Annotated in this window: 18 protein-coding genes and 1 riboswitch; of the genes, 5 read left to right on the forward strand and 13 right to left on the reverse strand. The window is 59.7% G+C overall.

Annotation, left to right across the window (positions count from 1 at the left end):
- Nucleotides 1-29: 29 nt before the first annotated feature.
- Together AC5SEO_RS03080 and AC5SEO_RS03085 are read right to left on the reverse strand one after the other, a co-directional pair.
- The gene (locus tag AC5SEO_RS03080; protein ID WP_174068825.1) at nucleotides 30-467 is read right to left on the reverse strand and encodes an EamA family transporter; all 438 of its coding nucleotides are present in this window, start codon (nucleotides 465-467) and stop codon (nucleotides 30-32) included.
- A 192-nt stretch (nucleotides 468-659) separates the two neighbouring features.
- Nucleotides 660-2,006, reverse strand: a complete 1,347-nt coding sequence (locus AC5SEO_RS03085) for a dicarboxylate/amino acid:cation symporter (protein WP_013761559.1) — start codon at nucleotides 2,004-2,006, stop codon at nucleotides 660-662.
- Between the two features lie 236 nt (nucleotides 2,007-2,242).
- Between AC5SEO_RS03085 and AC5SEO_RS03090 the strand changes: the two genes are divergently transcribed.
- Entirely contained in the window at nucleotides 2,243-4,084 is a 1,842-nt protein-coding gene (locus AC5SEO_RS03090; protein ID WP_112296448.1) for a sensor histidine kinase, read from the forward strand.
- 1 nt (nucleotide 4,085) lies between these two features.
- Entirely contained in the window at nucleotides 4,086-5,450 is a 1,365-nt protein-coding gene (locus AC5SEO_RS03095) for a sigma-54-dependent transcriptional regulator (RefSeq protein ID WP_112296447.1), read from the forward strand.
- Nucleotides 5,451-5,550: 100 nt separating this feature from the next.
- Here AC5SEO_RS03095 and AC5SEO_RS03100 read toward each other — a convergent pair whose 3' ends face one another.
- On the reverse strand, nucleotides 5,551-6,063 hold the full coding sequence (locus AC5SEO_RS03100; protein ID WP_003510838.1) for a BA14K family protein: 513 nt from the start codon (nucleotides 6,061-6,063) through the stop codon (nucleotides 5,551-5,553).
- A 176-nt stretch (nucleotides 6,064-6,239) separates the two neighbouring features.
- Between AC5SEO_RS03100 and AC5SEO_RS03105 the strand changes: the two genes are divergently transcribed.
- A complete protein-coding gene (locus AC5SEO_RS03105) occupies nucleotides 6,240-6,950 on the forward strand; it encodes a GntR family transcriptional regulator (protein WP_025595694.1) in 711 nt (236 codons plus the stop codon).
- A gap of 49 nt (nucleotides 6,951-6,999) precedes the next feature.
- Here AC5SEO_RS03105 and AC5SEO_RS03110 read toward each other — a convergent pair whose 3' ends face one another.
- The gene (locus tag AC5SEO_RS03110; protein ID WP_111800219.1) at nucleotides 7,000-8,256 is read right to left on the reverse strand and encodes a D-amino acid dehydrogenase; all 1,257 of its coding nucleotides are present in this window, start codon (nucleotides 8,254-8,256) and stop codon (nucleotides 7,000-7,002) included.
- Nucleotides 8,257-8,263: 7 nt separating this feature from the next.
- Nucleotides 8,264-9,430 carry an alanine racemase gene (gene alr, locus AC5SEO_RS03115; RefSeq protein ID WP_111804215.1) on the reverse strand — a complete coding sequence of 389 codons (1,167 nt, stop codon included), beginning with the start codon at nucleotides 9,428-9,430 and terminating at the stop codon, nucleotides 8,264-8,266.
- 127 nt (nucleotides 9,431-9,557) lie between these two features.
- On the opposite strand from alr, the gene AC5SEO_RS03120 reads away from it, so the two are divergent.
- Complete coding sequence (locus AC5SEO_RS03120; protein ID WP_003500727.1) at nucleotides 9,558-10,016, forward strand: Lrp/AsnC family transcriptional regulator; 459 nt, start codon at nucleotides 9,558-9,560, stop codon at nucleotides 10,014-10,016.
- A gap of 226 nt (nucleotides 10,017-10,242) precedes the next feature.
- On the opposite strand, the gene thiD is transcribed toward AC5SEO_RS03120, so the two are convergent.
- Genes thiD through AC5SEO_RS03145 form a run of 5 tightly spaced genes read right to left on the reverse strand, consistent with a single transcriptional unit; the run spans nucleotide 10,243 to nucleotide 14,155 of the window.
- Entirely contained in the window at nucleotides 10,243-11,040 is a 798-nt protein-coding gene (thiD, locus tag AC5SEO_RS03125; protein WP_174068823.1) for a bifunctional hydroxymethylpyrimidine kinase/phosphomethylpyrimidine kinase, read from the reverse strand.
- The gene (gene thiE, locus AC5SEO_RS03130) at nucleotides 11,037-11,699 is read right to left on the reverse strand and encodes a thiamine phosphate synthase (protein ID WP_112296445.1); all 663 of its coding nucleotides are present in this window, start codon (nucleotides 11,697-11,699) and stop codon (nucleotides 11,037-11,039) included. The genes thiD and thiE overlap by 4 nt, the downstream gene beginning before the upstream one ends.
- Complete coding sequence (locus AC5SEO_RS03135) at nucleotides 11,686-12,426, reverse strand: hydroxyethylthiazole kinase (protein WP_111828875.1); 741 nt, start codon at nucleotides 12,424-12,426, stop codon at nucleotides 11,686-11,688. The genes thiE and AC5SEO_RS03135 overlap by 14 nt, the downstream gene beginning before the upstream one ends.
- Nucleotides 12,427-12,428: 2 nt before the next feature.
- A complete protein-coding gene (locus tag AC5SEO_RS03140; protein ID WP_162694079.1) occupies nucleotides 12,429-13,373 on the reverse strand; it encodes an ABC transporter substrate-binding protein in 945 nt (314 codons plus the stop codon).
- Nucleotides 13,370-14,155: an ABC transporter permease gene (locus tag AC5SEO_RS03145; RefSeq protein ID WP_112296444.1), complete on the reverse strand. Its 786-nt coding sequence runs from the start codon at nucleotides 14,153-14,155 to the stop codon at nucleotides 13,370-13,372. Before AC5SEO_RS03145 ends, AC5SEO_RS03140 begins: the two co-directional genes overlap by 4 nt.
- Before the next feature lie 128 nt (nucleotides 14,156-14,283).
- Nucleotides 14,284-14,386: riboswitch (TPP riboswitch) on the reverse strand.
- Nucleotides 14,387-14,567: 181 nt separating this feature from the next.
- Here AC5SEO_RS03145 and AC5SEO_RS03150 point away from each other — a divergent pair.
- Nucleotides 14,568-15,857, forward strand: coding sequence for a TadE/TadG family type IV pilus assembly protein (locus AC5SEO_RS03150; RefSeq protein ID WP_038494024.1), 1,290 nt, complete (start codon nucleotides 14,568-14,570; stop codon nucleotides 15,855-15,857).
- 85 nt (nucleotides 15,858-15,942) lie between these two features.
- Here AC5SEO_RS03150 and AC5SEO_RS03155 read toward each other — a convergent pair whose 3' ends face one another.
- Genes AC5SEO_RS03155 through AC5SEO_RS03165 form a run of 3 tightly spaced genes read right to left on the reverse strand, consistent with a single transcriptional unit; the run spans nucleotide 15,943 to nucleotide 19,723 of the window.
- On the reverse strand, nucleotides 15,943-17,937 hold the full coding sequence (locus AC5SEO_RS03155; protein ID WP_112402011.1) for an alpha-glucosidase: 1,995 nt from the start codon (nucleotides 17,935-17,937) through the stop codon (nucleotides 15,943-15,945).
- Between the two features lie 12 nt (nucleotides 17,938-17,949).
- Complete coding sequence (locus tag AC5SEO_RS03160; RefSeq protein WP_003500737.1) at nucleotides 17,950-18,807, reverse strand: carbohydrate ABC transporter permease; 858 nt, start codon at nucleotides 18,805-18,807, stop codon at nucleotides 17,950-17,952.
- Nucleotides 18,808-18,811: 4 nt separating this feature from the next.
- Nucleotides 18,812-19,723: a carbohydrate ABC transporter permease gene (locus tag AC5SEO_RS03165; protein ID WP_003510821.1), complete on the reverse strand. Its 912-nt coding sequence runs from the start codon at nucleotides 19,721-19,723 to the stop codon at nucleotides 18,812-18,814.
- Between the last annotated feature and the right edge of the window lie 139 nt (nucleotides 19,724-19,862).

Genomic DNA, 19,862 nt, shown 5'->3' on the forward strand with positions numbered 1-19,862 from the left:
GTCCGGCCGGGCACCGCTGTCAGCTTGCCTTATCCCCGGTATGCCACAAGCACCGCGCCGCAGGCGATTAGCACCACACCCAGCCAGTTTGGCAGCGACAGCCGTTCCCCTAGAAACAGAACCGCGAAGACGGCGACGAACACGACACTGAGCTTGTCGATAGGGGCGACGCGGGCGGCATCGCCGATTTTCAGCGCCCGGAAGTAACATATCCAAGATGCGCCGGTCGCCAGCCCCGAAAGCACGAGAAAGGCCCAGGTCCGCGCCGAAATGGTGGAGGGCTGCTGCCAGTTGCCGGTAACATAAACCATCAGGCCAGCGGCAGCGAGAATGACGATGGTGCGTATGAAGGTGGCGAAATCGGAATTGACGTTTTCGATGCCGATTTTCGCAAAAATCGCGGTCAATGCCGCAAAGGCCGCCGATAGCAGCGCCCAGAATTGCCAGGCCAGAAACAGGTTCTTCATAAGGGCCTACTCCGTTTTTCGCATTCGTTCTCGCTCGATCTGGCCTATAACATCCGCACGGCGATAAAAACCGTTTTCGACGGTTGGGAGGGCTTCAAACGATGAAAGGCCGGAGCATCGATCTGATGCGCCGGCCTTCATGCGAGAGCCTGCCCGGACAAACCGGGACAGGCTGGACCTTGGGAGGTCGTGTTATTCGGCGGGCTGAACCGCACCCGGAAGCGAATCCACATCGGCGATGCCGGTGAATTCTTCCTTGCCGCTGAGAACGCGGGCGAGCTGTTCCTGATCCAGTTCACCTTCCCAGCGGGCAACAACGATGGTGGCGACCGCATTGCCGACGAAGTTGGTAAGTGCGCGGCATTCCGACATGAAGCGGTCGATGCCGAGGATGAGCGCCATGCCGGCAACCGGAACCGACGGCACGACGGAGAGCGTTGCGGCCAACGTGATGAAGCCAGCGCCTGTGATGCCGGCAGCACCCTTGGAGGAGAGCATGGCCACGAGCAGCAGAAGGATCTGTTCGCCGAAGGAGAGGTGGATGCCGGTCGCCTGTGCGATGAACAGGGCAGCCAGCGTCATGTAGATGTTTGTGCCGTCGAGGTTGAAGGAATAACCGGTGGGGATGACGAGACCGACGACAGAGCGCTTGCAGCCCGCCTTTTCCATCTTGCTCATCAGGCCCGGCAGGGCGGCTTCAGAAGACGAGGTGCCGAGAACCAGCAGCAGTTCTTCCTTGATGTAGCGGATAAGCGCGACGATCGAGAAGCCGTTATAGCGGCAGACGGCGCCGAGGACCACGAACACGAACAGTGCTGATGTGACGTAGAAGGTGCCGATCAGCATCGCGAGGTTGGTGACGGACGAGATGCCGTATTTGCCGATGGTGAATGCCATGGCGCCGAAGGCACCGATGGGGGCGGCCTTCATCAGTATCGCGACCAGCTTGAAGATCGGATACATCATGGCATGCATGAAATCGGTGACGGGCTTGCCCTTTTCGCCGACGATACCGAGCGCGATGCCGAACAGCACGGAGAAGAACAGCACCTGCAGGATATCACCGCTGGCAAATGCGCCGACGATGGTGGTCGGGATGATGTTCATCAGGAAGCCGGTGATGGTCTGCTCATGGGCCTTGTCGGCGTAGGTCGCTACGGCCTTGGCATCCAGCGTGGCCGGATCGATATTCATGCCGGCACCCGGCTGCACAGTGTTGGCGACGATGAGGCCGACAATGAGCGCAAGGGTGGAGAACACGAGGAAGTAGATCATGGCCTTGCCGGCCACGCGTCCAACCTTCTTCATGTCGTTCATGCCGGCGATGCCGGTTGCGACAGTGAGGAAGATGACGGGAGCGATGATCATCTTGACGAGACGGATAAAGCCGTCGCCGAGCGGCTTCAGCTGTTCGCCAAAGGCCGGATAGAAATGGCCAAGCGCGATACCGGCGATAATGGCGACCAGAACCTGGAAATACAGGTGCTTGTAGAATGGCTGCTTGGCGTGGCCTGCCGCCACGGTTGTTGTATCGATCATGTTTTTTCCTCCTCGGCCTCACCCTGCCTTAATTGGCCTCCCGGGATCGCCGTGTCGTTGACGGCTTCGCGCCGATTGAGGAGTCATGTGCAATAGGCATGCCAGACTTGCTTATTTGGTGTAACTGGCTGATTTAAAAAGTACTTTCTATTGACGCGGTATCAGCTCGCCGGCGTATGTGCGGATATCCGGACAAAACCTCTTGCGGTCTGTGTGTAAATCCGCACAATTGTCGCATGACCCAAGAAGATCAGGCCTCTCATTCCCAGGCACGACGGCGCGCTCAATGGCTGGCGTTGGCGGGCTTGTGGCTGCTCGTCAGCCTGGGAGTTCTGTTGGTTGCCGATGACTTTGCGCGAAACCAGGCAATACGCACCGCCGCGTCCGAGGCCTCCACCGATGCCGAACTCAAGATCGCGCTTCTGAATGTTGCGCTGGAGCGGCCGCGCGCCATTCCGCTGGTTCTGTCCGGCGACCCCGACCTTGCGATTGCGCTGGATGGCGGTGGCGCGCCTGCCATTGACCGGCTGAACCGCAAGCTGGAGGGGCTGATCGAAGGTACGCAGTCCTCTGTCATCTATGTGACCGGACCGACCGGCTTGACAATTGCCTCGAGTAACTGGCGACAGGCCGACAGCTTCGTCGGCTCCAATTATGCCTTCCGCGAGTATTTTCAGGCGGCGATGAATACCGGCATGTCCGAACATTATGCGCTTGGCAATGTCAGCCGCCGGCCGGGCCTTTATATCTCGCGCCGCATCGATGCCGCAGACGGTCGGCCGCTCGGCGTCGTCATCGCCAAGGTGGAGTTCAACCGTCTGGAGGCGGATTGGAACATCGGCGGCAAACCGGTCTATGTGGTTGACAGGAACGGCGTCGTGCTGATGACGAGCGTGCCGGATTGGCGCTTCAAGACCGTAGCGCCGATTGACGAGGCGCGACGCAAAGCCATTTCCGAAAGCCTGCAATTCGGTAACGAGGCGCTTACGACGCTGCCGTTCCGGATGGCGCGACTCTCGAGCGACGGCGTTCCGCTCATCCGTGTCGATGACCCGGCAAGTGAGCGCGGCGATTATCTGCGGTTGGAAACGCCGGTGCCGACGACCTCATGGACACTGCATTATCTGCAGCCGGTGGCACCGGCGCTGAACGCCGCCATTCGCGAGGGCAGGGTGGTGGCGCTGGCAACGCTGATGCCGCTGATGGCGCTTTCGGCTCTGTGGCTGTGGCGCAGGCACAAGGCGCTGAGGGAAAAGGAAGAGGAGCAGCGCGCCCGCACCGAGCTGGAAATGAAGGTGCAGGAGCGCACCCGTGATCTGACAAGGACCCGCGACCATCTTCAGGCGGAAATTGCCCTGCACGAAAAGACGACAGGTGAATTGCGCAACGTGCAGCACGAGCTGGTGCAGGCCAACCGTCTCTCCATTCTAGGGCAGGTGGCGGCGGGCGTTGCCCACGAAATCAACCAGCCGGTAGCGACGATCCGCGCCTTTGCCGACAATGCCCGCACCCTGCTGAAACGCGACCGCATGGCGGAGGCCAACGAAAATCTCGAAAACATCGCGGCATTGACCGATCGCATCGGCACGATTACCGGCGACCTGAAGATATTGGCGCGCAAGGGCCGCACCGCTGCCGAACCGGTCAGTCTCAAGCTGGTCATCGAAGGCGCGGTGATGCTGTTGCGCAGTCGTTTTTCCGGACAGATGGATGCACTTGATATCGTGTTGCCGGATCAGGACCTGAAGGTGCTTGGCAGCCGCATCCGGCTCGAGCAAATTCTCATCAACCTTCTGCAAAACGCACTGGAAGCCACTGAAGCGATTGATGCGGCGCGTGTCGAGGTGCGGGTGCGGGAGGAAGGGGAGATGGTCTTGCTTTCGGTCAGCGACAATGGGACCGGCATTCCCGAAGCGATCCGCGCCCAACTTTTTTCGCCCTTTAATACATCCAAGGAAAGCGGCCTAGGCCTTGGTCTCGTCATCTCCAACGATATCGCCTCCGACTATGGCGGGCGGATTGAGGTAACGAGCAGCGAGGCAGGCACGTCTTTTTCCGTATATCTGAAGCGAGCATGACATGATGGCAGGTGGAACCATATTTCTGGTGGATGACGACTCCCAGCTGCGCAAGGCGATGGTGCAGACGTTGGAACTCGACGGATTGCCCGTGGCCTCCTTTTCCCGCGCCGAACAGGCACTTGCGGCGCTCAACGAGGATTTCGACGGCGTCGTCATCACCGATGTGCGCATGCCCGGCATGACCGGGCTTGAGTTCTTCGACCATGTCCGCAGGATCGATGCCGACCTGCCTGTTATCCTCATCACCGGCCACGGTGATGTGCCGATGGCGGTCGATGCCCTGCACAACGGCGCCTATGATTTCATCGCCAAACCATTCCCCGCCGAACGCATGGTTGAAAGCGCCCGCCGCGCGCTGGAAAAGCGCCGCCTCGTGCTGGAAAACCGCGCGCTTCGCCGGGCGAGTGCTCAAGCCGAGGACGATTTGCCGCTGATTGGCCAGACGCCCGCCATGGAACGCCTGCGCACCACGCTCCGGCACATTGCTGATACGGATGTAGACGTGCTGGTGGCAGGTGAGACGGGCAGCGGCAAGGAAGTGGTGGCAACGGCGCTGCATCGCTGGAGCAAGAAGCGATCCAGGGGCAATTTTGTGGCGCTGAATTGCGGTGCGCTGCCGGAAACGGTGATCGAAAGCGAGCTTTTCGGCCATGAGCCGGGTGCTTTCACCGGTGCGCAGAAAAAACGCGTTGGTCGCATCGAACATTCAAGCGGCGGCACGCTGTTTCTCGACGAGATCGAAAGCATGCCGCTTGCCGTACAGGTGAAGATGTTGCGCGTTCTGGAAATGCGCGAGGTCTCGCCACTCGGTTCAAATGAGGAGCGACCGGTCGATATTCGCGTGGTGGCGGCGGCGAAGGTGGATCTCGGCGACCCGGCCGAGCGTGGCACGTTTCGCGAGGACCTATATTACCGGCTGAATGTGGTGACGCTGTCGATACCGCCGCTGCGCGAACGCAAGGCGGATATTCCGCTGCTGTTTTCGCACTTCGTCACCAAGGCCGCCAACCGGTTCAACATGCCGGTGCCGCAGATCAGCGCCGGCGTTTCCCGCCGCCTTAACGACTACGACTGGCCGGGCAATGTGCGCGAACTCGGGCATTTCGCTGAAAGGGTAGTATTGGGGCTGGAGATGGATGCGGCCACCACGACTGTTTCGCAATCGAGCATTCCGGCTTCCGGCACCCTGCCGGAGCGAATGGATGAAATAGAAGCGCAGATCATTCGCGAAACGCTTGTGCAATCGAATGGCGACGTGGCCGAAACCATTGCGACACTCGGCATTGCCCGCAAGACCTTTTACGACAAGCTGCAACGTCACGGCATCAACCGGGCGGATTATGTGAAAAACGGCGCTGCTTGAGGTGCCGCAGGATCTGGGGTGACACTTAATGAAAAGCCGCGGACGTTTCCGTCCGCGGCCTGATTATTAACAGCGATAACTGCGCAGACGTTGTCCCCGATCAACCCGCTACGCAGAAATGACGCTGGCCGTCGTTGCCGACATAGGTGCCGGAGCGGCCGTTGAAGCTGCGATAACGTTGCGAGCAATAGTCGTACCAAGCATTCGTCCATGGCTCGATGGTGCGGTAGGTACGGCGTTGCTGGTAGTAGCCGGAATTATTGTCATAGACCGGTTGGGCACGGTAAACCGGTGCCGGACGATAGACCGGCGCGGGTCGATAAACGGGCTGCGGCTGTGGCTGATAATAGCGGTAGTCCGGCTCTTCGTACACATAGCTCGGTTCATAGCGACGCGGCGGGTCGATATAGACGCGCTCGTCGTCTACCGGTGCCGGGCGGGAAAGGGCTGAGCCAACGGCGACACCGGCGGCAAGGCCGAGCACGCCACCCAGAATAGCGGCATCGCGACGGTCGCGGCGGCCCCAGTCATCGGCGGATGCGCTGTTGAAGGGCACGATGGTGGCGGCGGCGACGGCGATAGCCAGAACGGTTTTAGCTGCAAAGGACGACATGATCTTCTTCCATCCGGATGGCAGGGCGCTGCCAGTTGCAAATTCGATGGTTAAAGAAATATAGCGCGCCTGCTGAACGGGCGCTGAATGAATTGTGGCGGCTGGCGACAGCTCGCAATTCCTGTTTGCGCAAGCCGCGCTTCGCGCTAGAACTCAAGTTCAAACAGGACAATTCCATGAGCCTTGCCCATATAACCGTCAATTCCGATTCATCCCACGAAGACCGTGCCCAGGCTATTCGAGATACGCTGCGCGACGCCATTGTCGACCGACGGCTTGCCCCGGGAACGAAGCTGTCGGAATCGGAAGTGGGAACGCTGTTCGATGTCAGCCGCACGGTGGTGCGGGCGGCTCTTCAGATGCTGGCTTACGAAGGACTGGTCAAGGCCGAGCGCAACCGCGGCGCTTTTGTCTCCAATCCCACACCGGACGAAGCGCGGCAGGTTTTTGCTTCGCGCCGGCTGATCGAGCCCGGCGTTCTGGACGCCGCAATCGAAAAGATCACGCCTGCGGCGGTGAAGCAGCTGAGAGAGCATCTGGTTCAGGAAAGCCGCCACCAGCATGAGCGCGGCCCGCACGCCAGGCGCGCGGAAATCAAGGCATCAGGCGATTTCCACCTGATGCTGGCCTCGCTTGCCGGCAATGCCATCCTCGAAAAATTCATGGACGAACTGGTCGCCCGCTCGTCGCTGGTTATCGCGCTCTACGGGCGCTCGGGCGTTTCAAGCTGCGGCCACAACGATCATGCCGACCTGCTCGATGCACTGGAGGCGAAGGATGCGGCAAAGGCCCGTGCCTTGATGCTGCAGCACCTCGATCACATCGAGGCCGATCTCGACCTTCGCATGAAGGAAGGATTGGCGCTGAAGGATGCACTGGCACTTTGAGCGGCCACCATCCCCGCCTTTCAGACGGGGATAAGCGCCATGTCGCACTTCAGGCTGCGTAACGGCTGAGTGCCAGATCGTGCGTGTCTATCTCGGGCTTGTTCCCGCTGATGAGATCGGCAAGCACACGGGCCGAGCCGCAGGACATGGTCCAGCCAAGCGTACCGTGGCCGGTGTTGAGATAAAGATTGCTGTAGCGGGTGGCGCCGATGACAGGCGTACCATCCGGCGTCATCGGGCGCAGGCCGCACCAGAATTTCGCCTGGCTCTGGTCACCTGCGCCGCCGAACAGGTCTTCCACCGAATGGGCCAGAGTTTCCTGTCTTGCTGCGGGCAGATCCTTGCTGAAACCGGCGATTTCCGCCATGCCACCGGCGCGGATGCGCGAGCCGAGCCGGGTGATCGCCACCTTGAACGTTTCGTCCATCACGGTCGAAACGGGCGCGCGTTCCTCCTTCACGATCGGAACCGTGATGGAGTAGCCCTTGACCGGGTAAACCGGCAGGGTAAGGCCGAGCTGGCGGACGAATTGCGGGGAATAGCTGCCCAGTGCGGCGACGAAAATATCGGCTTCCACCAGCCCCTTGGTGGTCTCCACGGCCTTGATACGGCCTGCCTCTACGATGGGGCGCATGATGCCGGTATCGTAGATGAAGGTGACTCCCGCCTCTTCAGCCATGCGCGCAAGTTCGGTGGTGAACATGAAGCAGTCGCCGGTTTCATCACCGGGCAGGCGCAGGCCGCCGACGATCTTTTCCCTGGAAGGAGAAAGGCCGGGCTCGATGGCGGCGCAGCCTTCGCGGTCGAGAATTTCGAAAGGCACGCCACCTGCCGTCAGCACGTCCACATCCTTGCCGATGGCGTCGAACTGCTTCTGGGTGCGGAAAACCTCCAGTGTGCCCTGCATGCGCTGGTCGTATTCTATCCCGGTTTCGTCGCGCAGCGCCATCAGGCAATCGCGGCTATATTCGGCAATGCGCACCATGCGGCTCTTGTTGATGGCATAACGCGCCGATGTGCAATTGCGCAGCATCTGGCTCATCCAGCGCCACGCCGCCGGATCGGCGGTCGGGCGGATGATGAGCGGGGCATGCTTCATGAACAGCCATTTCATGGCCTTCATCGGAATGCCGGGCGCGGCCCATGGCGAGGAATAGCCGGGGGAAACCTCGCCGGCATTGGCAAAGCTGGTTTCAAGTGCTGCCGCCGGCTGGCGGTCGATCACCGTCACCTTGTGTCCGGCTTTGGCCAGATACCAGGCGGAGGTCACGCCGACGACGCCGGCTCCGAGGATAGTGACGTTCATGATCGTCTCACTTATGGCTGACAGATGTTGAAGCGACGGCCGGGGTTTCGCCCGGCTGAATATAATTGCGGCGGTAACGGCGTCCGAGGCCGGTCAGGATTTCATAGGCGATCGTGCCCGCATCCTCGGCAATGTCTTCCAGCGTCTGGTCAGGCCCGATCATCTGCACGAAGCTGCCTTGCGTCAATGTTCCCAAGGGCAGGGCGGATATGTCGAGAATGATGCTGTCCATTGAAACTCGACCAGCAATGGGCAGGCGAACGCCATTGTACCATGCCGCACCGCGATTGCTGAGCGATCGCGGCAGGCCATCGGCATAACCAGCCGCGATCGTCGCAAGCCGCGTCGGCCCGGCCGCTTCGAAAGAGCCACCATAACCGACCAGCGATCCGGCGGGAACTTCGCGGGTCTGAATAACGGCGACATCAAGCCGGACGACCGGTTTCATCGGGTTGGGACGGGTAACGGAGGGCGCGCCGCCATAAAGCGCAATGCCGGGGCGTAGCAGGGAGTTGTGATAGTCGTTGCCCAGAAAGATGCCGCCGGAATTGGAAAAACAGACGGATACATCAGGAAAAGCTGCAGCGGCTTTTCGCATCACAGAGAGTTGGGCGGCATTGGAGAGGTGATCCGGCTCGTCGGCGCAGGCGAGGTGGCTCATCACGAAGGCGATGTCGATACCATCAAGCAGTTGCGGCCGGGAGGCGAGGACTTCAAGCTCCTCGGGAGAGAGGCCGAGACGGCACATGCCGGTATCGATCTGCACTGCGGCGGGTAACGTCTTGCCAAGATTTTTGGCGTGGGCCGCCCATTGGGCGATCTGCTCGAGCGAATTCAGAACCGGTGTGACGGCCATGGCCGCGCAGGAGGTTTCGTTACCGGGCTGAAGCCCGTTGAGGACGAAAATCCGCGCTTCCGCTGAAAGACGCAGCCGGAGCGCCAGCGCTTCATCGATATGGGCGACGAAGAAATTCCGGCAGCCCGCTTCAAACAGCACCTGCGAGACGATATCCGCGCCGAGGCCGTATGCGTCAGCCTTGACGACCGCTGCCGTCTGCGATGTGGGTGCCATTGCCGCAAGCGCGAGATAATTATCGCGCAATGCGCCAAGATCGATGGTCAGATGGCCGCTTGCACCACCCGCTGCCTGCTGGCGGCTGATCTGCATGTCCATGGTCGTTCACCCTCATTTTTATCATATGAGAGTATTGCAACGATTGTCGAATTTCTTGGCTATTGTTCGAATAAGATGCGATAAAAATCAAATCTACGCAACTTTCATTGTCATATTGGAATTTTCTATGTCGTCACTCGACGCGACCGACCGGCACATCATCCGCCTGCTCCGGCTCAATGCCCGCATCAGCAATGCGAAACTTGCTGCGGAAGTCGGCCTTTCGGCCTCCGCCTGCCTTCGCCGGGTCGATATTCTGGAACGGGAGGGTATCATCCGGGGCTACACGGCGCTGACCAGCGGCCTTGCCGGCGGCGAGGTGATCTCGGTCATCGTGCAGATCACGCTCGACCGCCAGACGGAGGATTTTCTCAACAGGTTTGAGAACGCGGTGCGGCGTTATCCAGAAATCCGCGAATGTTACCTGATGACGGGCGGGTCGGATTATTTCCTGCGATGTGAGGCGGAAAGTGCGGGCGATTTCGAGCGCATCCATAAGGAGATTCTGTCGAAGCTGCCGGGTGTTTCGCGGATTCATTCGAGTTTTGCGATCAGGAATGTGCTGGCGACGCCGAAGGCGCGGTGAAGGCGGATGCGCAGAGCGTGGGGCTCACCCCCCTCTGTCCTGCCGGACATCTCCCCCTCAAGGGGGGAGATCGGGTGAGGTTTTCGCCTCGGTCCCCATTAACGTCGGTATCGCGATCTCGTCCGCCAACTAAAACGCCCGGGGCAGGCCACTTGTCGATCTCCCCCCTTGAGGGGGAGATGTCCGGCAGGACAGAGGGGGTAAGCCCTACGCTCCACTCTAACCTTCACCCCCACCATCGATAAAAATGATGCACCGGTCCCCGACCGTGCCCGACGGCAAGCCCCCGACCAGCGTCAAGCGCTCCATTCAGATAGTCCTTCGCAAGACCAACCGCCTCCGCCAGGTTATGCCCCATGGCCAGATGCGCGGTGATCGCCGCCGCCAGCGTGCAGCCGGTCCCATGGTCGTTTTTCGTGTCCACTCGCATAGCGGAAAGCGCCTGCACGGTGCCGTCTGCAAACAGATAATCCGTACTCTGCGGCCCGTCGCCATGGCCGCCCTTGATGAGCACGGCTTTCGCGCCCGCCTTCAGGATCATCTCGGCCTGACGGGTGATCGCCGCCTCGGTGTCTGCAATCGGCAACCCGGTGAGAAGCGCTGCTTCAGGCAGGTTCGGCGTGACGATGGTGGCGAGCGGCAGCAGGTCGCGCTGCAGTGTCTCGATCGCATCCGCATGCAACAGACGGTCGCCGGAGGTCGCAACCATCACGGGGTCGAGCACCACCGGCTGGGGCTGCTGCCGAAGCCTTGCAGCTATGGCCGCGATGGTTTCGATCCGCGATACCATGCCGATCTTCACCGCATTGACGGCAAGATCGGAAAAAACAGCGTCCATCTGCGCGACGATGGTGGCGACGGAAATATCCTCCACTGCCGTCACACCTTTGGTGTTCTGGGCGGTGATGGCGGTGATGACGCTGGCGGCATAGGCGCCGAGTGCCGAAAAAGTCTTGATGTCGGCCTGAATGCCCGCGCCGCCGCCGCTGTCTGAGCCGGCGATGGTCAATGCGATTGCTGTCATGACTGTCTCGCTTTCAGCGCTGCATCGACTGCCGCGCGGAAGTCCCTGGTTGTGCTGGCAATATCGCCTGCGCGGAAGATTGCAGAAATGACGGCGACACCATCCGCACCGGCAGCGATGACGTTCGGCACGCGGGCAAGATCGATACCGGCGATGGCGCCCACCGGCATGCCCGGCCGCAATTCGCGGAGCAGAGTGCGGAGCGTCGTAAAGCCGTCAAGGCCGACAGGCTTGTCTGGATTTACCTTGGAAACGGTTTCGAACACGCCACCAATGCAGGCGTAATCGGCGGGCATGGAGGCCGCCCGCTCGGCATCGGCGCGGTTCTTGACGGTGAGGCCGATGATCGCCTTATCTCCAAGGATGCGTCTGGCGGTTTTGGCATCCATATCATCGGCGCCGAGATGCACCCCGTCCGCGCCAGAGGCGAGCGCCACATCCACCCGGTCGTTGATGACCAGCGGCACGCCCGTGCCGGCAATGGCTTCGCGAATTGCGCTGGCGTTTTCGATCATCTCCCGCGTGGAGGCGTGTTTGTCGCGATATTGCAGAATGGTCGCGCCGTTGAGTGTGGCCGCCAGAGCAAGCTCGCCCAAGGGCGCAACATCGCCGAGGCTCGCATCGACCAGCGCGTTGAGACGGTAATCAACCTTGTTCATGCTCAATCCTCGCATGGTTTCTTATGTCTTCGCCGGAAATTTCTGAAAGAACATCCAGAAATGCCGGCTCGAATGTGCCGGGACCTTTGGCGTTTTTCGCTGCCAGTTCGGCTGCGACACCCGTGATGGCGAGGGCGGCGGCGGCGGCCGTCAGTGCGTCTTTTTCCACCGCCATGAAGGCGGCGATGACGCCACCCGATAGGCAACCCGTGCCTGTCACCTTCGCCATCCACGGGTGACCGTTGACGATTCTGACGCTCCTTGTGGCATCGCGCAGGTTATCGACAGGTCCGGTCTCTATCCTGATGGCGTTCGGAACAGCACCGATCAGGCTCATCTCAGCGCTGTTGCCGCGCACGATGGTGGGTCCAAGCGAGATCAGGTCACGCGCGAACGCCAGTCGCGATGGCGAATAGTCGCAATGCACGGGGTCCAGAATCCACGGCTTGCCAGCCGCGCGGGCGATCTCGACGGCAAATCGAATGACTTTTCGCCGGTCGGCGTCGAGCGTGCCGAGATTGATCGTCACCGCATCGGCTTTCGTGACGAAAGCACCGATTTCTTCGAGTGAGGTTGTCATCGAGGGTATGCCGCCGACAACGGTAATGCCGTCCGCGGTGAATTTCTGTACCACTGTGTTCATCAGGCAATGCACGCGCGGGCGCGTCTGCCTTACCCTTTCGAGGATCTCTGCGGCCTTCGCCGCAGTCGGAAAACTGTTTGCCATGGTTATTGCAACTCCACGGCAATGTCTTCCGCCGCCGGCGCCTGCTTGATCAGTTGCATGTCTTGCATGAAGGTGCCGAAGCGTGTGTAGCGGGCGCGATCGAGTGCGGCTGGACGTTTGGCGAAACGCGGCAGCGTATCGAAAAACGCCTGTTTGTTCAGCGCGTCGTCAAGGTTCGGATAGGCCTTGATGAAAAGCTGCCAGGATTCTTGCGGGTGGTTGGTGATGAAAATCGCCGCCTGCTCAACGGCCGAGAGAAAACGCGGCAGGCGGCTATCTTTCACGAGATCTCGATGGGTGACGAATATGAGCTCGTCATAGGCGGGCACGCCATGTTCCTCGGGGAAGAACGAGCGGCCTTCGTGGCCTTCAAGCTTCATCTGCGTCAGTTCGAAATTGCGGAAACCGCCAAGCGTGGCATCGACCTTGCCGGCGATCAGGGATGGCGAGAGTGAGAAATTGACGTTGACCAGTTCAACATCGTCCTTTGTCAGTCCCTCCTTCTCCAGCATGCGCTTCAGCATCGCATCCTCGAAACCGGAAACCGAGAAGCCGACCTTCTTGCCTTTCAGGTCCTTCAGGCTCTTGATCGGCCCGTCGGCCAGAACGGTGACGGTGTTCAGCGGGGTTTCCACCAGCGTGCCGAAACGGACGAGCGGCAGCCCTGCATCGTGGTCGAGATAGAGGTTCGGCTGATAGTGTACACCGATATCGGCCTGCTTTGCCGAGACCAGACGCGGTACGGCGGATGGGTCTGCGGGCGGAACCAGCTCAACGTCCAGCCCGGCATCTGCGAACAGGCCGCGTTCCTTGGCGATCACCATCGGAGCGTGGTCCGGGTTCACGAACCATTCCAGCAACACGGTAAGCTTGTCGGCCGCCTGCGATTGCACGGGCGCAAACACGCTTGCTGCCGCGACGACGAGGGAAAGAAGAGTTCGTTTCATGGTGCCGAAAGTCTCCGCAAATATTTGAAAGGAATGACGTGGTCTGTTTCTTTGGCCCAGGGGGCGAGGTTGGCCGTTGCCCGGTCGACGACAAGCCGCAGCAGCACCGCCATGACGGCGAGAATAGTCATGGCGGCGAACATTGTGTCGGTCTGCATGCGGGCATTGGACTGGATCATGACAAAACCGAGCCCGGCGGAGGCGCCCACCCATTCGCCAATGACCGCGCCGAGCGGGGCGAGCGGAGCTGCGACCCTCAGCCCGGAAATGAGTGCGGGAAGCGCCAGCGGCACACGCAGCCGGGTGAGGATTTGCCAGTGGCTCGCCTCCGTCAGCGAGGCGGCATCGAGGATTGTCCGATCCGTGCGGTTGAGGCCGTCGGTGAAGGCTGAAGCGACGGGAAAAAAGATGATGATCGCCGTCATGACAACTTTCGAGGCCATGCCGAAACCGAACCAGAGTACGAGAATAGGGGCCAGCACGAAGACCGGAAATGCCTGCAACACGAGAACCATGGGCCAGACGAGGCGGCCAAAACGCGGGACGGCGGCAATCGTAAAGGCAACGAGAATGCCGGCGGCAATGCCAGCCGCAAGCCCGACAGCCATTTCACCTGATGTCACCATGGCCTGTCCGAACAGGAAGGCTGGCTGGCGCAGGAGTGCTGCGGCAACATCGGCGGGCGAGGGCAGGATGTAGCGGGGCGGTGCAAACAGCCAGATGCCCAGCTGCCAGACAATCAGAATAAGAACGACGCCCTTCAGCGCATGGGAGGCACGCATCGGCCGGGACTCAGACGCAGCCGTACCGTATACGAAGGGAAGGATGTTTCATCATCATCGTTCGGTCTCCAGCTGTGGCGATCACGGAGATCCGGGCAAAGCGGAGAAGAGAAAGGGCAGTAACGCAAACGCGCTACAGTTTCCGTTCCTACGCCGGCATGACCCGGATCAGGTTCAAGGGTCCGGCTCATCGCCATCTCAGCACCGTCAGGTGCTCCCCTCGGAAGAGACTGTTTTGCTAGGAGGGTTTTGAAGTAATGTCAACTTTGAAAGTTAACGAGAATATTGGCGAATTTGCCGCGAACATATTAGTTATTGATTATATTAAGTTTATCAAAAATTAGTTATTTATTGAAACCGCTTTTCAATTCCGCTGTATTAGCTTCAGCTCCCAGATTGGTTGGGGGCGAACTTGAAAAACTTCTGGCGAGAGAAATCTGGAAATTTTGGCATTCTGACCGCGCTGCTCATGGTGCCTCTGTGCGGGGCTGCCGGTGTGGCGCTCGATATTACGCGCGGCATGTCGGTCAAAGCCGATCTGCAGCAGGCAGCGGATTCCGCGGCTCTGGCGGCAGTCGCCGATATGTCCGCAAGTGTTCAGGCGGCAAAGAAGATGTCGGGGGACGGTGTCATTCCCGTCGGCAATGAAGAAGCCCGGGCATTCTTCGATGGCAATCAGCGCGGCGACGCGGACTACACCATTACCTCGGTCGATGTTTCGGTGATCAAGCACGGCAATGTGGTCGAGTCGTCCGTCAGCTTCAAGGCGTCGGTCAGCACGACCCTCTCAGGGCTTCTGGGGAAGGATTTCGTTTCGGTTGCCGGCACGGCCACGGCCAAATACGAAACGGAAACCTTCAGCGATTTCTATCTTCTGCTTGATAATACGCCCTCCATGGGAGTGGGCGCGACACCCACGGATGTTGCCACCCTGGTTGCGAATACTGGCGATAAATGCGCTTTTGCCTGCCACATCGTGAAGGACGGCGTGGCAGACCCGAACAGCTATTACTTCAAGGCCAAGAAACTCGGGGTTACGACGCGTATCGACGTGGTTGCCAAGGCAACCGCCAGCCTGATGGACACGGCAAAGTCCACGCGCAAAAGCAGCAATCAATATCGCATGGCCGTCTATACCTTCGGGGAACGGGCGGAAGATACCAAGCTGCTTGAGGTCGTTTCGCTGACATCGGATCTGGACGCAGCAAAGAAAAAAGCTGGTGAAATCAACCTGATGTCAATCCCCTATCAGGGATACAACAACGACCAGCAAACAGATTTCGACCGGGCACTGATCCAGATTGGAGATAAGGTCGGCAGTTCGGGCACGGGCGCAAGCTCGGCGAACCCGGATAAGGTTATTTTCTTTGTTTCAGACGGGGTGGGCGACAGTTACAAGCCGTCCTCCTGTACGAAAAAACTGACGGGAGGCCGCTGTCAGGAGCCGATCGACATCAAAGACTGTACGAAACTGAAGGAAAAGGGTTTTCGTATCGCGGTGCTTTATACCACCTATCTGCCGCTGCCGACGAATGACTGGTATAATAGCTGGATCAAGCCCTTTCAGGCGGAAATTGGCTCACGCATGCAGAGCTGCGCTTCCCCGGGTCTGTACTTCGAAGTCAGCCCGTCCCAGGGCATCAGCGACGCGATGACGGTGCTGTTCAAGAAAGCCATTACATCACCACGCCTGACGGGCTGATGGCCGTCTAGCTAGGCCTGTTAAAGCATCGGTTGAACGCCGCAATATCTGCGGCGTTTTTTGGAAATGGCCGGAAGGTGATGCTTCAAGCGATATTACGAAGCCGTTCAAATAACGCAGTAAAGCGCGTTTCAGCGCGGTAGAACACAGCCGGCTGGCCTATCGGAGCCTCCACGGTGATCTCGTGCCCGCCAAAATACCGCGCGCCACTCCAAAGATGCATCCATTCCCCATCGCCCGGAAGGTAAAGCGTGCGCTGCGTCTCCCCCGCCTTCCACACTGGTGCGACCAGCATGTCGGCCCCGTAGAGATAGCTGTCCTGAATGGCATAGGTCTGCCGGTCGTTCTCGTGATGCAGGAAAAGCGGGCGCTGTACCGGCAGGCCGTTTTCGGCCGCTTCAGTGGAAAGCGATTTCAGATAGGGGGCGAGTGCGACATAGATTGCCGTCATGCGGGCAAAATGGCCAAGAACGGTCTCGTCCTGATCGATCTGGAGATTGTCGCGCGGGCGATTGCCCTCATGGGTTCGCATGACAGGAGTAAAGGCTGCCATCTCCGTCCAGCGCATGATGAGTTCCGGGGTTCTGACATTGCCGAACAGGCTGGTATAACCGCCAATATCGGAATGGTGATAGGCATTACCGAGAAGACCGGAGGACAGCGCACCGCATATGACAGTGACGAGACCGTCATGGCGGGAGAAATCGACGGACTGGTCACCGCCCCACAGCAGCGGGCAGTGGGCTTGCACACCGGTAAAGCCCGCGCGCATGAAGAACAGCGCTTCGCCGGTTTTGCCGCGGCTTTCAACGGCCTTGGCGTTGACCTCTGCCCAGAGCGTCGGCCAGGCATTGTGCATCAGCTTGGCGTCGATGCCGTTCGATAGCGTGATGTCGATCGGCAGATATTCGCCGAAATCGGCCATCCAGCCGGAAAGGCCGAAATCAAGCATGTTCTTGCCGATGATCTCTTCGGAAAACCACTCGGCTGCGGCCGGATTGGTGAAATCGACCACGCCACAATCGAACTCGCCGAAATCCACGAGCGCCGTCTTGCCGTCCGCGCCGGTGGCGAAATAACCGGCCGCCTCCGCCTCCGGAAAAAGCGGGCCGTCGACGCAGAGATAGGGGTTCACGTATCCCAGAAAACGAATGCCCTGATCGGCAAGCTCGGCGATCTTCTGACGCAGATGCGGATAACGCGCCTCATTGGCCTGCCAGTCCCAGAATAGCCGGGCGCCGAAGGATGTCTGGCGAAGCCCCACCCAGTCCTCGCACCACAGGCCGGAGACCTTGGTTCCGGCAGCGCGGATTTTTTCCAGCCGGGCAAAGGAGTTGGCGCCATCCTTTAACCCGATGATCGCGCCGCTATAGACCCACCCCGGTAGTTCCGGCTGGCGTCCGAACCGCAGCGAGAGGGCGGAAACGATATCGGTGAAACGATCGCCAGTGAAAAACTCGATCCTTTCGGGGATCGCCCAGATCTCGACTTCGTGGAAATCTTCGTTGCGGAAATCGAAGACCGAATAGGCGCTGGTTTCCACATGCAGCGCATATTTGCGCGACGACAGATAGGTCGGCTGCGGGTAATTGGTGTTGTAATAATCGCCACCCGCCTTGCCGCTGACGTCAGCCTTGAAGGTGATTTCAGCGGTCTTGTCGCGGCCGACACCGGGTTCGGAGGTCCAGAGCGGAAAGCGGCGGCCGCGCATGTCGAAATAGGACATCTGTTCGCCACCGCCCCAGACATGTTCGTCCTCATCTGCGACGATCCGCAGCCACAGCCGATTGATGGTTTCATCCAGCGTCGTGACCCTGATGGCATTTCCATCCAGGGCCAGATGAAGGCGCGCGGCCTGCCCGGGTGCGGAAGACAGCGTAACGCTGTCGCCACTGACTTCGGCGTGGCGGAGCGCAGTTCGTTCGATGACATAGTCCTCGATATCGAAATTGCCGCGATACATATCCATCCGCTCCTTGCCCAAACCGGCGAAGAAAGCCGGGTTCTCAGGCGAATGAGAAAGAATGGTGTGGCTGCCAATCGCAAGCGTGAAGCCGTCTCTGGTCTTTTCGAATTGCATGACTGTACCTGTTTAACCCTTGAGACCGCCGGCGGTGAGACCGGAGACGACGCGCTCCTGAAAGATGACGATCAGGATCGCAACCGGGACGATGCCGACCACCAGCGCCGCCGAGATGACGGGCCAGGGGAAAGCGAACTCACCCTGGTAAAGCTGGATGCCGACCGGCAGCGTGCGCAGTGCCGGATTGGAATTGAAGGAGAGCGCCAGCAGGAATTCGTCCCAGGCGTTCACGAAAGCGAGAATACCGGCGGTGAAGACACCCGGCGCGCATAGCGGCACGACAACCTTGAACAGCGCACCGATGCGGGTGCAGCCATCAATCATGGCGGCGTTTTCCAGATCGCGCGGGATGCTTTCGAAGAAGGACACCAGCATCAGCGTGCAGACCGGCAGGGAGAGCACGGTGTAAGGCAGTATAAGAGCGGTCCAGCTATTGAGCAGGTTGAGCGCACGCATGATCTCGAACAGAGGCACCAGCAGCGTTACCAGCGGGAATGTAGAAACGGCGATGATGAGCGAGAGGATCAGCGCCCGGTACTTGAGATCGAGCCGCGCCAGCGCATAGGCTGCCAGCACCGAAATCAGAATTGTGAGTGCCGTGGAAAGCAGCGCGACCATGAAGCTGTTGAACAGGAAGAGGTGCAGCGGCTGGTCGGAAAAGGCCTGCATGTAATTGGCGAGCGTCGGCGCATGCGGAAACCATGTGATCGGTTTCACCGTCAGTTCCGCTTCGGTTTTCAGCGAGGTGAACAGGATCCATATTGCCGGAAACAGGCCGTTGACCAGCAATATGGAGGCCGCAATGAAGCGCAGCGGCTTGCCGGAGAAGAAGGAAGACAGACCGGAGGAGGTCGCAACGGTGCTCATGGGATCAGTCCTTCGTCCTGATAATGCGGAGATAAACGGCGGTGACGCACATGGAGAGCGCAAACATCATGACCGCCAGTGCCGAACCGTAACCGAGATCGAGGAAGGAAACGGTGTTCTGGTGAATGTACATGGCGAGCGTCGTGGTTGATGTGCCGGGGCCGCCGCCGGTCATCATGTATGGAATATCAAAAGTCTGCAGCGCCGTAATCGTACGGAAGATGAGAGCAACGACGATCGAGGGTTTTAGGAGCGGTAGCGTGATCTCGAAGAACTGCCTGAGCTTGCCGGCGCCATCCACATCGGCGGCTTCATAAAGCGAGCGCGGAATGGTTTGCAGCCCTGCAAGGATCATCAGTGCCATGAAGGAGGAGGTCTTCCAGATGATGGTCAGGCAGATGGCTGCGAAGGCCCAGTTCGGCGAGTTGAACCAGATGATGCCTTCAAAGCCCAGCCGGTTCAGCACATCGTTGACCACGCCGTATTCGTAGTGGAAAAACCACGCGAAGATGAGGCCGGCGAACGACAGAGGCAGCGCCCAAGGGATGAGCAGCGACAGGCGCATCGGCCATTGCATCGAAAACGGCAGGTTGGCGAGGAGCGCAAGGCCCAGGCCCATGAACAGCGCTCCCGGCACCGTTATCAGCGTTATCAGCACCGTATTCCAGGTCGTTTCCCAGAAAATCGGGTCATCGAGCATCGCCGTGTAGTTTTCAAAGCCGATGAATTCCGCCGGCAGGCCTGATGTCAGCGAAAGGCTGAAAAACGAGGTGTAGACGAGACGCGCCACCGGATAGACGATGATAAGCGAAAGAAGAATGGCTGCAGGCGCCAGCAAAAGCACGGCAAGCGACCGGTCACCGAGATCGAGCCACCGCGTCCAGCGCGGCTGCGGTTTCTCGTCCACCCTGACCATTGTTCTCTCCGGCATCGTCACGTCTGCCACTCCCGCAACTGAATTCACGTCATCGTCTCCCGATCAGACCGGTTAAGTCCCGGCCCGTTTGTCGCGCCGTTCAGGCGATTTTCACTGGTTCGGCCAAACAGGCCGGCAA

This window comes from Agrobacterium sp. K11, assembly GCF_059429395.1.